The sequence below is a fragment of the Bacillus sp. SW14 genome (assembly GCF_047608225.1).
Lineage (GTDB): Bacteria > Bacillota > Bacilli > Bacillales > Bacillaceae > Bacillus > Bacillus subtilis_G.
On sequence record NZ_JBLKRW010000001.1, the window covers coordinates 1,869,888 to 1,882,492 of the forward strand.

The 12,605-nt window shown below is 44.4% G+C and carries 14 protein-coding genes; all 14 read left to right on the top strand.

Going from position 1 to position 12,605, the window contains the following annotated elements; all coding sequences use genetic code 11:
• On the top strand, positions 1 to 648 hold the full coding sequence (locus ACMX2I_RS09740; RefSeq protein WP_414956794.1) for a phosphoribosylanthranilate isomerase: 648 nt from the start codon (positions 1 to 3) through the stop codon (positions 646 to 648).
• The gene (trpB, locus tag ACMX2I_RS09745; RefSeq protein WP_087990531.1) at positions 629 to 1,831 is read left to right on the top strand and encodes a tryptophan synthase subunit beta; all 1,203 of its coding nucleotides are present in this window, start codon (positions 629 to 631) and stop codon (positions 1,829 to 1,831) included. The genes ACMX2I_RS09740 and trpB overlap by 20 nt, the downstream gene beginning before the upstream one ends.
• Positions 1,824 to 2,630, top strand: coding sequence for a tryptophan synthase subunit alpha (gene trpA / locus ACMX2I_RS09750; RefSeq protein ID WP_367386853.1), 807 nt, complete (start codon positions 1,824 to 1,826; stop codon positions 2,628 to 2,630). The genes trpB and trpA overlap by 8 nt, the downstream gene beginning before the upstream one ends.
• Positions 2,631 to 2,636: 6 nt before the next feature.
• Positions 2,637 to 3,719, top strand: coding sequence for a histidinol-phosphate transaminase (gene hisC / locus ACMX2I_RS09755; protein WP_414956795.1), 1,083 nt, complete (start codon positions 2,637 to 2,639; stop codon positions 3,717 to 3,719).
• A gap of 48 nt (positions 3,720 to 3,767) precedes the next feature.
• Positions 3,768 to 4,883 (top strand): prephenate dehydrogenase, encoded by a 1,116-nt coding sequence (locus ACMX2I_RS09760; RefSeq protein ID WP_148961486.1) that lies wholly within the window; start codon positions 3,768 to 3,770, stop codon positions 4,881 to 4,883.
• An 11-nt stretch (positions 4,884 to 4,894) separates the two neighbouring features.
• On the top strand, positions 4,895 to 6,181 hold the full coding sequence (aroA, locus tag ACMX2I_RS09765) for a 3-phosphoshikimate 1-carboxyvinyltransferase (RefSeq protein ID WP_394716088.1): 1,287 nt from the start codon (positions 4,895 to 4,897) through the stop codon (positions 6,179 to 6,181).
• Between the two features lie 347 nt (positions 6,182 to 6,528).
• Positions 6,529 to 7,800, top strand: a complete 1,272-nt coding sequence (locus ACMX2I_RS09770) for a tetratricopeptide repeat protein (protein ID WP_414956796.1) — start codon at positions 6,529 to 6,531, stop codon at positions 7,798 to 7,800.
• A gap of 71 nt (positions 7,801 to 7,871) precedes the next feature.
• Entirely contained in the window at positions 7,872 to 8,411 is a 540-nt protein-coding gene (locus ACMX2I_RS09775) for a ReoY family proteolytic degradation factor (protein ID WP_087990525.1), read from the top strand.
• Positions 8,412 to 8,465: 54 nt separating this feature from the next.
• Entirely contained in the window at positions 8,466 to 8,912 is a 447-nt protein-coding gene (locus ACMX2I_RS09780) for a YpiF family protein (protein WP_202327404.1), read from the top strand.
• A 142-nt stretch (positions 8,913 to 9,054) separates the two neighbouring features.
• Entirely contained in the window at positions 9,055 to 9,558 is a 504-nt protein-coding gene (locus ACMX2I_RS09785; RefSeq protein ID WP_003230627.1) for a ubiquinol-cytochrome c reductase iron-sulfur subunit, read from the top strand.
• 1 nt (position 9,559) lies between these two features.
• Entirely contained in the window at positions 9,560 to 10,234 is a 675-nt protein-coding gene (gene qcrB, locus ACMX2I_RS09790; protein WP_003225560.1) for a menaquinol-cytochrome c reductase cytochrome b subunit, read from the top strand.
• Positions 10,235 to 10,268: 34 nt separating this feature from the next.
• The gene (locus ACMX2I_RS09795; protein WP_087990523.1) at positions 10,269 to 11,036 is read left to right on the top strand and encodes a menaquinol-cytochrome c reductase cytochrome b/c subunit; all 768 of its coding nucleotides are present in this window, start codon (positions 10,269 to 10,271) and stop codon (positions 11,034 to 11,036) included.
• Positions 11,037 to 11,148: 112 nt separating this feature from the next.
• A complete protein-coding gene (locus tag ACMX2I_RS09800; protein ID WP_414956797.1) occupies positions 11,149 to 11,742 on the top strand; it encodes a DUF1405 domain-containing protein in 594 nt (197 codons plus the stop codon).
• Between the two features lie 68 nt (positions 11,743 to 11,810).
• Complete coding sequence (ypjB, locus tag ACMX2I_RS09805) at positions 11,811 to 12,605, top strand: sporulation protein YpjB (RefSeq protein WP_087990522.1); 795 nt, start codon at positions 11,811 to 11,813, stop codon at positions 12,603 to 12,605.

Sequence of the window (12,605 nt, forward strand, 5' to 3'; positions counted from 1 at the left end):
GTGAAGAAGCCGGCATTAAAATATTGCGGAATACGGTCATTGCAGGATTTGCAGTTTGCAGCGGACTCACAGGCTGATTATCTGGGCTTTATTTTTGCTGAAAGCAAACGAAAAGTATCTCCGCAAGATGTGAAAAAGTGGCTGAGTCAAGTTCGTGTCGAAAAACAGGTTGCAGGGGTTTTTGTTAATGAATCGATAGAGATGATGTCACGCATTGCCGAAGACTTGAATCTCGACGTCATTCAGCTTCACGGTGATGAGGAACCTGAGGATGCCGAGGCGCTTCGCATGCTGACAGATTGTGAAATATGGAAGGCGCTTCACCATCATGAGAACACAACTCAAGAAATAGCCCGCTTTAAAGGTGATGTGGATGGCTTTGTGATTGATTCATCTGTCAAAGGGGCAAGAGGCGGCACTGGTGTTGCTTTTTCGTGGGATTGTGTACCGGAATACCAGCAGGCGGCTATAGGCAAACGCTGTTTTATCGCAGGCGGCGTGAATCCTGATACCATCACAGACCTATTGAAATATCATCCGGCAGGAATTGACCTAGCCAGCGGAATCGAAAAAAACGGGCAAAAAGATCAGAATCTGATGAGGCTTTTAGAAGAAAGGATGAATCAATATGTATCCATATCCGAATGAAATAGGCAGATACGGCGATTTTGGCGGAAAGTTTGTTCCGGAAACACTGATGCAGCCGTTAGAAGAAATTGAAACCGCATTTAAAGAAATCAAGGATGATCCTGTTTTTCGTAATGAATATTACAAGCTGTTAAATGACTATTCCGGTAGGCCGACTGCACTCACATTCGCTGATCGAGTTACTGAGTATTTAGGCGGCGCGAAAATTTATTTGAAACGAGAAGATTTGAACCATACAGGGTCTCATAAAATCAATAATGCGTTAGGTCAAGCGCTGCTCGCTAAGAAAATGGGAAAAACGAAAATCATTGCAGAAACCGGCGCTGGTCAACACGGTGTTGCCGCAGCGACAGTCGCAGCTAAATTCGGCTTTTCCTGCACTGTGTTTATGGGCGAGGAGGATGTTGCCCGCCAGTCTCTGAATGTTTTCCGCATGAAGCTGCTTGGAGCGGAAGTTGTGCCTGTAACAAGCGGAAACGGCACATTGAAGGATGCCACAAATGAGGCGATTCGGTACTGGGTTCAACATTGCGAGGATCATTTTTACATGATTGGATCAGTTGTCGGACCGCACCCTTATCCGCAAGTGGTTCGTGAATTTCAAAAAATGATCGGAGAAGAAGCGAAGGATCAGCTGAAACGCATTGAAGGCGCTCTGCCTGATAAAGTAGTGGCGTGTGTAGGCGGAGGAAGCAATGCGATGGGCATGTTTCAGTCGTTTTTAGATGAAGACGTTGAACTGATCGGTGCTGAAGCAGCCGGAAAAGGAATTGATACTCCTCTTCATGCCGCTACTATCTCGAAAGGAACCGTAGGCGTTATTCACGGTTCATTGACTTATCTCATTCAAGATGAGTTCGGGCAAATTATTGAGCCTTACTCCATTTCAGCAGGACTCGACTACCCTGGAATCGGTCCGGAGCACGCTTATTTGCATAAGAGCGGCCGTGTCACTTATGACAGTATCACAGACGAAGAAGCGGTGGATGCATTAAAACTCTTATCAGAAAAAGAAGGAATTTTGCCGGCGATTGAATCTGCCCATGCGTTAGCGAAAGCATTCAAACTCGCCAAAGAGATGGATCGCAATCAAATCATTCTTGTCTGTTTATCAGGACGGGGAGATAAGGATGTCAACACATTAATGAATGTATTGGAAGAAGAGGTGAAAGCGCATGTTTAAATTAAACCTTCAAGCGCCAGAAAAATTGTTTATCCCGTTTATTACAGCGGGTGATCCATTGCCTGAGGTTTCGATTGAACTGGCGAAGTCTCTCCAAAAAGCAGGTGCCACGGCATTGGAGCTTGGTGTTCCATACTCAGACCCGCTTGCAGACGGTCCGGTGATCCAGAGAGCTTCAAAGCGGGCGCTTGGTCATGGGATGAATATCGTAAAGGCAATCGAATTAGGCGGAAAAATGAAAAAAAACGGAGTGAATATTCCGATTATCCTCTTTACGTATTATAATCCTGTGTTACAATTGAACAAAGAATACTTTTTCGCTTTACTGCGGGAAAATCATATTGACGGTCTGCTTGTTCCGGATCTGCCATTAGAAGAAAGCGCCAGCCTCCAAGCGGAATGCAAAAATCATGAGGTGACGTATATTTCTTTGGTTGCGCCGACAAGCGAAAGCCGTTTGAAAACCATTATTGAACAAGCCGAGGGCTTCGTCTACTGTGTATCTTCTTTAGGTGTGACCGGTGTCCGCAATGAGTTCAATTCATCCGTCTATCCGTTCATCCGGGCAGTGAAGGATCTCAGTACTGTTCCGGTTGCTGTAGGATTCGGTATTTCAAACCGCGAACAGGTTATGAAGATGAATAAAATTTGTGACGGTGTCGTAGTGGGAAGTGCGCTCGTCAGAAAAATAGAAGAGCTAAAGGACCGGCTCATCAGCGCTGAAACGAGAGATCAAGCGCTGCAGGAGTTTGAAGATTACGCAACGGCGTTTGGCGGCTTGTACAGTTTAAAGAGGTGACTGGATTTGCGTATCAAAGAACATTTAAAACAGCTGAAGCCTTATCAGCCTGGTAAGCCGATTGAAGCAGTGAAATTAGAATATGGCTTGGATAAAGTCGTGAAGCTAGCTTCAAATGAGAACCCTTACGGCTGTTCAGAAGCGGCAAAAGAGGCGCTTCATCATGAGATTCAACAGCTTGCCCTTTACCCCGATGGGTATAGCGCCGCTTTGCGGACAAGGCTCAGTGAGCACCTCAATGTCAGCGAAACATCGCTTATTTTCGGAAACGGTTCAGATGAAATCATTCAGATCATCTGCCGGGCATTTTTAAATGAGAAAACCAACACGATAACTGCTGCACCGACTTTTCCGCAATATAAACACAATGCGGTCATTGAAGGTGCTGAAGTTCGTGAAATCGCACTTCGTCCTGACGGCTCACATGATGTAGACGCCATGCTTGAAGCGATTGACGAACAGACACAAGTCGTTTGGATATGCAGCCCGAATAACCCGACCGGCACTTATACATCAGAAGGAGAATTACTTGCTTTTCTGGAGCGCGTGCCTTCTCGTGTCCTCGTTGTGCTTGACGAAGCATATTATGAATATGTAACAGCAGAGGATTACCCGGAAACAGTGCCGCTCTTAAGCAACTATTCCAATCTAATGATATTGCGCACATTTTCAAAGGCTTACGGACTGGCAGCGCTCAGAGTCGGATACGGAATTGCTGCCGAGAACCTGATTCGCCAGATTGAGCCGGCCAGAGAGCCGTTTAACACGAGCCGTCTAGGCCAGGCTGCGGCGATCGCAGCGCTTGATGACCAAGCATTTATTGCGTCCTGTGTCGAGCAAAATAAAGCAGGCCTTCAGCAATATTATGATTTTGCTCAGACTCATGGTTTAAAGTGCTACCCTTCAGAAACAAATTTTGTCTTAATAGACTGTAACCGTCCTTCCGATGAACTGTTTCAGGCTCTCCTGGAAAAAGGCTATATTGTCCGGTCAGGAAATGCATTAGGTTTCCCGACATCACTCCGGATAACGATCGGAACAAAAGAGCAAAATGAAGAAATCCTTGCAATTTTAGCTGAAATTTTATAAGAGGTGATTAAATATCACCTCTTTAGTCTATAAACCAGGTGATGACGTATGAATCGAATGAAAGACACAATATTGCTCGCCGGTCTCGGATTGATAGGCGGTTCGATTGCGTTAGCGATCAAAAAAAAGCATCCCGGCAAACGGATTATCGGGATCGACATTTCTGATGAACAGGCGGTAGCCGCTTTAAAATTAGGTGTGATTGACGAGCGTGCTGATTCGTTTATTAGCGGTGCGAAAGAGGCAGCTACAGTGATCATTGCGACACCTGTCGCGCAAACGCTGCTTATGCTTGATGAGCTGGCTCATTCAGGAATTGAACACCAGCTTTTGATTACCGACGTAGGAAGCACAAAGCAAAAAGTGGTTCATTATGCTGATCAAGTGTTGCCTAGCCGCTATCAATTTGTCGGAGGGCATCCGATGGCGGGGTCACACAAATCAGGAGTGGCTGCTGCGAAGGAGTTCCTGTTTGAAAATGCATTTTATATTTTAACGCCAGGTCATAAAACGGAAAGACAAGCGGTAGAACAGTTAAAAAACCTGCTGAATGGGACAAATGCCCATTTTGTGGAAATGTCACCGGAAGAGCATGATGGCGTGACAAGCGTGATCAGTCATTTTCCGCATATTGTCGCAGCAAGCCTTGTTCACCAAACCCATCATTCGGAAGAGCTTTATCCGCTTGTTAAGCGTTTTGCTGCCGGCGGGTTCAGGGATATTACGAGGATTGCATCGAGCAGCCCGGCAATGTGGCGGGATATTCTATTACATAATAAAGATAAAATCTTGGATCGTTTTGATGAGTGGATTCGAGAAATCGAGACGATCCGGACATATGTAGAACAAGAAGATGCGGAAAATCTATTTCGTTATTTTAAAAACGCTAAGGATTATCGCGACGGGCTGCCGCTTCGGCAGAAGGGTGCGATCCCTGCATTTTATGATTTATATGTGGATGTTCCCGACCATCCGGGTGTGATTTCCGAGATAACGGCTATATTAGCTGCGGAGCGCATCAGTATTACGAATATCCGCATTATTGAAACACGAGAAGATATTAACGGGATTTTAAGGATCAGTTTTCAGTCTGATGACGACCGCAAACGGGCTGAACATTGCATTGAAGCCCGGGCGGAATATGAAACTTTTTATGCTGATTGAGGTGGAAAATAATGAAAAGAGAAAAGGTGCAGGCTTTAAACGGAGAAATACAGATTCCCGGTGATAAATCCATTTCTCACCGCTCCGTCATGTTTGGGGCGCTGGCGAAAGGCACAACAACTGTTAAAAACTTTCTGCCGGGAGCGGATTGTCTGAGCACGATCGATTGCTTTAGAAAAATGGGTGTTCAAATCGAGCAAAACGGCAGCGATGTAGTGATTTACGGAAAAGGAATCGATTCCCTGAGCGAGCCAGAAAGCTTTTTAGACGTCGGAAATTCTGGCACAACGATTCGCCTGATGCTCGGAATTTTGGCGGGCCGTCCATTTTACAGTGCGGTAGCTGGAGATGAGAGCATTGCAAAGCGCCCTATGAAACGTGTAACTGAGCCTTTGAAACAAATGGGGGCTAAAATCGACGGCAGATCCGGCGGAGAATTTACACCTCTGTCAGTGAGCGGCGCTTCATTAAAAGGAATTGATTTTGTCTCACCTGTTGCAAGCGCGCAAATTAAATCGGCTGTTTTGCTGGCCGGACTGCAAGCTGAGGGCACAACAACCGTCACAGAGCCTCATAAATCTCGTGACCACACTGAGCGGATGCTTTCTGCTTTTGGGGTTAAACTTTCTGAAGATCAAACGAGTGTTTCTATTGCAGGAGGCCAGAAACTGACAGCTGCAGATATTTTTGTTCCTGGGGACATTTCTTCAGCGGCGTTTTTCCTTGCTGCGGGTGCAATGGTTCCAAACAGCAGCATTGTACTGAAAAATGTAGGTTTAAATCCGACTCGGACAGGTATCATTGACGTCCTTCAAAACATGGGGGCAAAACTTGACATCAAACCGTCTGCTGACAGCAGTGCGGAGCCTTACGGAGATTTGGTCATAGAAACGTCATCTCTAAAAGCGGTTGAAATCGGAGGAAATATTATTCCGCGTTTAATTGATGAAATCCCTATCATCGCGCTTCTTGCAACTCAGGCGGAAGGAGTCACCGTAATTAAGGACGCGGCAGAGCTTAAAGTAAAAGAAACAAACCGCATTGACACTGTGGTTTCAGAGCTTCGTAAGCTGGGTGCTGAGATTGAACCGACAGCAGATGGAATGATGATTCATGGCAAACAAACACTGAAAGGCGGCGCCACAGTGTCCAGTCATGGAGATCATCGGATCGGAATGATGCTTGGCATCGCTTCCTCTATAACGGAGGAGCCGATTGAAATTGAGCTGACAGATGCCATTCATGTTTCTTATCCAACCTTCTTCGAGCATTTAAATAAGCTTTCAAACAAATCCTGAAGTTCTTGCTTCAGGATTTTTTGAGCGGATTGGCTGTAAGAATCATAATTCAAGGAAAAAAACATAGCTTGTCTTATAGAGGGAAAAAAAAACGAAAAGGGGGGGATTTGCTTTACTTACAAGCCGGCAGGTCAGAGAACTGCTTTACTGTACAGAGGGCGATCTTCCTTTTTTCATTTTCTATCTCAAGATCTTTTGGTAAACTAAAAAGACTCAATCATTCCCTGCCGTACAGCAAGCATCTTATTTGCCGGGGGCAATCGTCTGAATTATGATAAGATTAACCCGAACAAATAAAGTTTTTTGTATGGTTGATGTTGTATAGGAAAAGAAAGGACCGGTCCGATTTGAATACATTGATTCAAGAAGCCATAAAATTAGTTGAAGCAGGTGAAACAGAAAAAGGCCTCAATACTCTGTCAAAAGCCGAAAAACAGCTCCATGATGAAGATAAAGCCATCGCAGCCCAGCTGTATTACGAGTGGGGCAATGTAGAAAAAGCGATTTCACTGATCAGTGACTTACACGATTTATATCCGAATGAAACAGAACTGACGAATTTTTATGCTGAACTTTTAATAGATATTGACGAAGAAGAAAAAGCCCTCGCTGTGCTGGAAACCATTCCGGAAACAGATCCATCATATCCGGAAAGTTTGCTGCTTATGGCGGATCTTTATCAGATGCAGGGGTTATTCGAAGTCAGTGAACAAAAGCTTTTACAAGCAAAATCTATTTTGGCCAATGAACCCATTATTGATTTCGCACTGGGTGAACTTTACTTTACTCAGGGAGCCTATGCAAAAGCGGTTCAATATTTTAAAACAACGGCTGAGGAGCAGAGTGAGATCGGTGGCGTTAATGTCCATCAAAGACTGGCAGAATCGTTAAGTGCCTCAGGTGAATTTGAGGATGCCATTCCGTGGTACGAGAAAGCTGCTGATGAGAATCCTGATCCTAATACGATTTTCGGCTATGGGTTTACAGCCTTACAGGCGGGGTTTGTTAAAACAGCGATTAAGCAGCTGTCTGATTTAAAGGGGCTTGATCCGTCGTATTCTTCACTTTATATGCCGCTTTCGAAAAGCTATGAAGCTGAAGGAATGTATGAAGAGGCATTAAAAACGGCAAAAGAGGGTATCAGTTATGATGAATATAACAAAGAACTTTTCCTCTATGCTGCAAAAATGGCCTTAAAAATCGGGAAGTCAGAAGATGGGAAAAAGCTGCTTCAGGAGGCGCTTGCGCTTGATCCGGGCTTCGTCGAAGCACTTCATACACTGCTTGCCGTGTATCATAAAGAAGAGGATTATGAACTGATCATTGATCTTATTCAAGAGGTGCGCGGCTACGGAGAAGAAGATCCGAAATACAACTGGTATCTTGCAAGCGCATATACCGAATTGGAGCATTACGAGAAAGCAAAACAATCCTTTGAGGCTGCCTTTCTTCACTACCGGGATGACAGAGATTTCTTATATGAATACGGAAGCTTCCTGTTAGAAGAAGGCCTTCAAAAAGAAGCGCTGCCGCTTTTGAAAAAGGTTCTTGAAATTGACGGAACCAATGAAGAGCTGGAAGAAGCGATTTTGCGAATCGAAGATGAATTTTCTAGATAAGCAGGAATGATCACCATTCATGTGGAACATATAAGTATATAGATTATACGAACGATAGAGGAGGGAATTACATGCAGACCCCTGTTTCTGTCAATGAGAAAAAGGATTTTATCCGTTGGTTTTTAAACCATTATCAGTTAAAGCGCCGAGAGTGCGTTTGGATCTTGAACTACTTAATGAGCCATGATTCTCTCATGGAGAAGGTTCATTTTGTAGAGCAGGCAGAATTTTGTCCGAGAGGCATCATCATGTCAACACATTGTGTTGAAGAAGTTCCGTTTCGGTTCTATAAAGAGAATGTCATGACAACCGACGCGGAAAAATCTTTTCATGATATTAGATTAAATAAACAGCAGGATTTGTTTATCCAGCTTAATTTCCGTTCAGCTTACAGCTCACCTGAGTATGCGGCGGTGCTGGAGTCCAATCCGCATATTCCAAAGGATCTGTTTGAGAACAAAAAAGATCAGGGGTTGGCTGAACAAATTTTGGAGCACGCTATTTCTACATTCCAAAAAGAAAAATTATTAAAAGATATTGACGACGCGCTAGATCGTCATGATAAAGACGCATTTGAACAATTATCGCGCCAATTGAATCAACTCACATAATAAGACCAGCCTTGCAGCATATTGCAAGGCTTGTTGTCGTAAAGGGGGAGAACGATGAGGTGGAGAATCACTGATGCCAAGGACTATTTACAAGCAAAAGATTATATTGATACCGCTGTTATTCCACTAATTAACATTAAAGTAGGGGGCCATTTCAAAATGGCGGCCGAGAAAGGTGAATTCACGCAGCTTCTGTCAGAAGAACTGGAAAGGCAGCTAAAGGGACGGGTATATTTACTGCCCCCTTATACATATGTTGATAGAAATGAAAAAACCGTTCATGGACTACAAGATTTGCGGGAAGAGCTCATATCAGAATTTCCGCATGTTGTGCTGCTCACATCTGACGAAAATTGGAAAAATGAGCATGCATTAGGCGAAATCATTGTGACACCGTCTGTTCCGTTAGAGCATTTGAATGACTCTTTAAAAAGAAAAATATTAGATGAACGCACTGCTGAAATTTTGAACGTTTTGTTACAGTTGTGGAGCGCTTCATAAAAACACTTACTTTTCCTGATGAACAATATTTTGGCTATATTGACCTTGTTGAGAGATTCATATATTATGAGGGTGTCTAGTGTTATTGCAATATTTTCTATTTTAGTCAGTTTGCAGGGGTGACCTAGAGGGGGGAGAAAAGATGGGCGGAAAACATGATATATCCAGACGTCAATTTTTAAATTATACGCTTACAGGCGTAGGGGGTTTTATGGCGGCTAGTATGCTCATGCCTATGGTTCGCTTTGCACTCGACCCGGTATTAAAATCGACAGGAAAGCAGGATATGGTTCAGGTTGTCAGCGTAGATGAGCTGACAAAAGAACCGCAGCGTTTTGATTTCAAAATTAATCAAGTCGATGCCTGGTATGAGTCAGAAGAGTCAAGATCAGCCTGGGTCTTCAAAAACGGGGATGAAATTGTAGCGCTTTCGCCAATTTGCAAACATTTAGGATGTACGGTGAACTGGAATAGTGATCCTAAAAATCCGAATAAATTCTTTTGTCCATGCCATTACGGACTCTATGAAAAGGACGGCACCAATGTCCCGGGCACGCCGCCGCTAGCGCCTCTTGATCATTATGAGCAAGAAGTAAAAGACGGCTTCCTGTATCTTGGAAAAGCAAAGCCTAAGGGGGAAGGGTGACATGCTGAACAAAATTTATGACTGGGTAGATGAGCGGCTTGATATTACACCGATGTGGAGGGATATTGCCGATCACGAAGTACCGGAACATGTAAATCCCGCCCATCATTTCTCTGCGTTTGTGTATTGCTTTGGGGGACTGACGTTTTTTGTAACCGTTATCCAAGTGTTATCTGGAATGTTTTTAACGATGTACTATGTGCCTGATATTAAAAATGCCTGGGAATCGGTATATTATTTGCAAAATGAAGTGGCATTCGGCCAGATTGTCAGGGGGATGCACCACTGGGGTGCGAGCCTGGTCATTGTGATGATGTTTTTACATACGCTGAGGGTCTTTTTCCAAGGGGCGTATAAAAAGCCGCGCGAGCTGAATTGGATTGTCGGTGTGCTGATCTTTTTTGTCATGCTCGGGCTTGGCTTTACAGGCTACTTGCTGCCTTGGGACATGAAGGCTCTGTTCGCAACAAAAGTCGGGCTGCAGATCGCTGAAGCCACGCCTTTGATCGGGACGCAAGTCAAAACACTCCTTGCGGGGCACCCGGATATTGTAGGCGCCCAAACGCTGACTAGGTTTTTTGCGATCCATGTATTCTTTCTTCCTGCCGCATTGTTCGGGCTGATGGCTGCACATTTTATTATGATCCGAAAGCAGGGGATTTCAGGACCGCTTTAAACTCTTGATCTGCGAATAAAAGGGAGGGGATGACATGCACCGGGGCAAAGGGATGAAATTTGTAGGCGACTCAAGGATACCGGCTGAAAAAAAGCCGAATATACCGAAGGATTATTCGGAGTATCCCGGGAAAACAGAGGCTTTCTGGCCGAATTTCTTGTTGAAGGAATGGATGGTTGGCGCTGTCTTTCTGATCGGTTTTCTTGTTTTGACGATTGTGCATCAGCCGCCTTTGGAGCGGATGGCGGACCCGACTGATACTGGTTATATTCCGTTGCCGGATTGGTATTTTCTTTTCTTATACCAGCTGTTGAAGTATGAATACGCCGCCGGGAGCTTTACAGTAGTCGGCGCCATGATTATGCCGGGGCTCGCTTTTGGCGCCCTGCTTTTGGCACCATTTCTTGACAGAGGAACGGAAAGAAGGCCTTGGAAGCGTCCTGTTGCTGTCGGTATGATGCTTCTGGCCATTTCCGCTGCTGTATTTTTGACGTGGCAGTCAGTTGCGACTCACGACTGGGCCAAGGCAGAAGAACAGGGAAAAATCACAAAAGAAGCCGACATTGACACCAATGCGGAAGGATATAAGATTTTTAAGGAGCAGGGCTGTATTTCTTGCCATGGGGATAACCTTCAAGGGGGAGCGGCCGGGCCTTCATTAGTGGACACTGGACTGAAGCCAGAAGAAATCAAAAAAATCGCTGTCGAAGGGAAAGGCCAAATGCCGGCGGGTGTGTTTAAAGGGAATGATAAGCAGCTCGAAGAACTTGCGAAATTCATTTCGGAAACAACCGCAAAATAAACATATTGTGAATGGTGTAATGGACGGATATACTTGGAATATCAAAAGCTGACCCGGCGTCAGCTTTTTTATATGGACACCTTATTTTTTACAGACTGAGAGTTGATATGATGTGAAATGGTTTCAATATGTATTAGGACAGCGTCCGCTGCTGATTCTTGTCTTAGCCATTAATTTTCTGGGAACGGTTTACGGGTACTATTGGTACTTGCCGCAGCTTCTGGAGACACCGGCCCGTTTCCTGATTTTTGTTCCGGACAGTCCGACAGCAACATTTTTCTTTCTGTTTGTGCTGCTCGCCTTTATCATGAAACGGAACGCTCCGCTCTTTGAGGCGCTTGCGCTAGTCACCCTCGTAAAGTACGGTCTATGGGCGGTCGCTATGAATTTTCTTGTGCTGGCTGTAACAGGTGACTTGCCGTGGGAGGGCTATATGCTGATTGCCTCTCATTTTGCAATGGCGGTCCAAGGCGTATTGTACAGTCCGTATTTTCGTTTTTCTTTTTGGCATCTTGCAATTGCTGCAGTCTGGACGCTGCATAACGATGTCATTGATTACTTGTTTGACATGATGCCTCAATACTCTATGCTTTCTGATTATATGACAGATATAGGGTACGGAACATTTTGGCTCAGCATCTTTTCAATCGGGCTGGCTTACTTTTTAGTGGTTTCAAAAAAGCAAACAAAGCTTGACCTGATGTAAAGACAATCTTGGTCTATCCTTGTCCCTTTCTTCATATTCTGTAAGGAGAGAGAGTGGGAGGGACCTGCATGAAACGAAAGCTGACGATCTGTTTGTTGATTGCTCTTATTTTTTATAATGGAAATGCCAAGGCTGCAGAGCGGGGAAGCCTCGAAGAATTGAATGATTTATCCGATACAGTCTTTCAAATGACCCGCCAGTCGAAATATGAAGAGGCGCTGCAAGTCTTGGATTATTTTGAAAAAACATTAAAATCCGCTGAAAAAAAACAGCAAGACCTCATGCTAACCGGAGCCCAAATCCGTCAAATCACACTGGGCTATAACGATATGGTACGGAGCTTAAAGCAGACTGATACATCAGATATACAAAAACTCAGAGCAGCCGCGCAATTCAGAATGCTGGTGGATGCGGTTGAGAATCGATCCGTTCCGCTTTGGGGCTCACTGGAAAAACCGATTATGGAAGCCTTTGCTGAACTGAAGCAGGATGTTCAAAAGAATGAAAGCACGAGCTTTCATGAAAAATGGAATGAATTTATCAGTTTATATGATTTGATTTATCCCAGTCTTACAATCGATGTATCAGAGGATCAGCTTGAAACAGTCGGAAAACATATAGAAGTCATTGAGCAAGAGGAATTTCAGCAAATGACCGAGAGCACGAAGCTTGAACGGCTATCCCTTCTTCAGCATGATCTGAAAAACGTATTTGACAGGGTGGAAGAGGATGATGCTGATCCGTCTTTGCTCTGGGTGATGATCACAACCGGCAGTATCATTATTACTGCTCTCACCTATGTCGGCTACAGAAAATACAAAGCGGAAAAAAACAAGCTGAAAAAACGGGACTACCCTAAATAA

Excerpts from the sequence above, each read along its gene's own strand:
- ACMX2I_RS09785 (WP_003230627.1), top strand. The coding sequence starts at position 9,055 with ATGGGCGGAAAACATGATATATCCAGACGTCAATTTTTAAATTATACG.
- qcrB (WP_003225560.1), top strand. The coding sequence starts at position 9,560 with ATGCTGAACAAAATTTATGACTGGGTAGATGAGCGGCTTGATATTACA.
- ACMX2I_RS09775 (WP_087990525.1), top strand. The coding sequence starts at position 7,872 with ATGCAGACCCCTGTTTCTGTCAATGAGAAAAAGGATTTTATCCGTTGG.
- ACMX2I_RS09780 (WP_202327404.1), top strand. The coding sequence starts at position 8,466 with ATGAGGTGGAGAATCACTGATGCCAAGGACTATTTACAAGCAAAAGAT.
- trpA (WP_367386853.1), top strand. The coding sequence starts at position 1,824 with ATGTTTAAATTAAACCTTCAAGCGCCAGAAAAATTGTTTATCCCGTTT.
- ACMX2I_RS09760 (WP_148961486.1), top strand. The coding sequence starts at position 3,768 with ATGAATCGAATGAAAGACACAATATTGCTCGCCGGTCTCGGATTGATA.
- ypjB (WP_087990522.1), top strand. The coding sequence starts at position 11,811 with ATGAAACGAAAGCTGACGATCTGTTTGTTGATTGCTCTTATTTTTTAT.
- ACMX2I_RS09795 (WP_087990523.1), top strand. The coding sequence starts at position 10,269 with ATGCACCGGGGCAAAGGGATGAAATTTGTAGGCGACTCAAGGATACCG.
- aroA (WP_394716088.1), top strand. The coding sequence starts at position 4,895 with ATGAAAAGAGAAAAGGTGCAGGCTTTAAACGGAGAAATACAGATTCCC.
- trpB (WP_087990531.1), top strand. The coding sequence starts at position 629 with ATGTATCCATATCCGAATGAAATAGGCAGATACGGCGATTTTGGCGGA.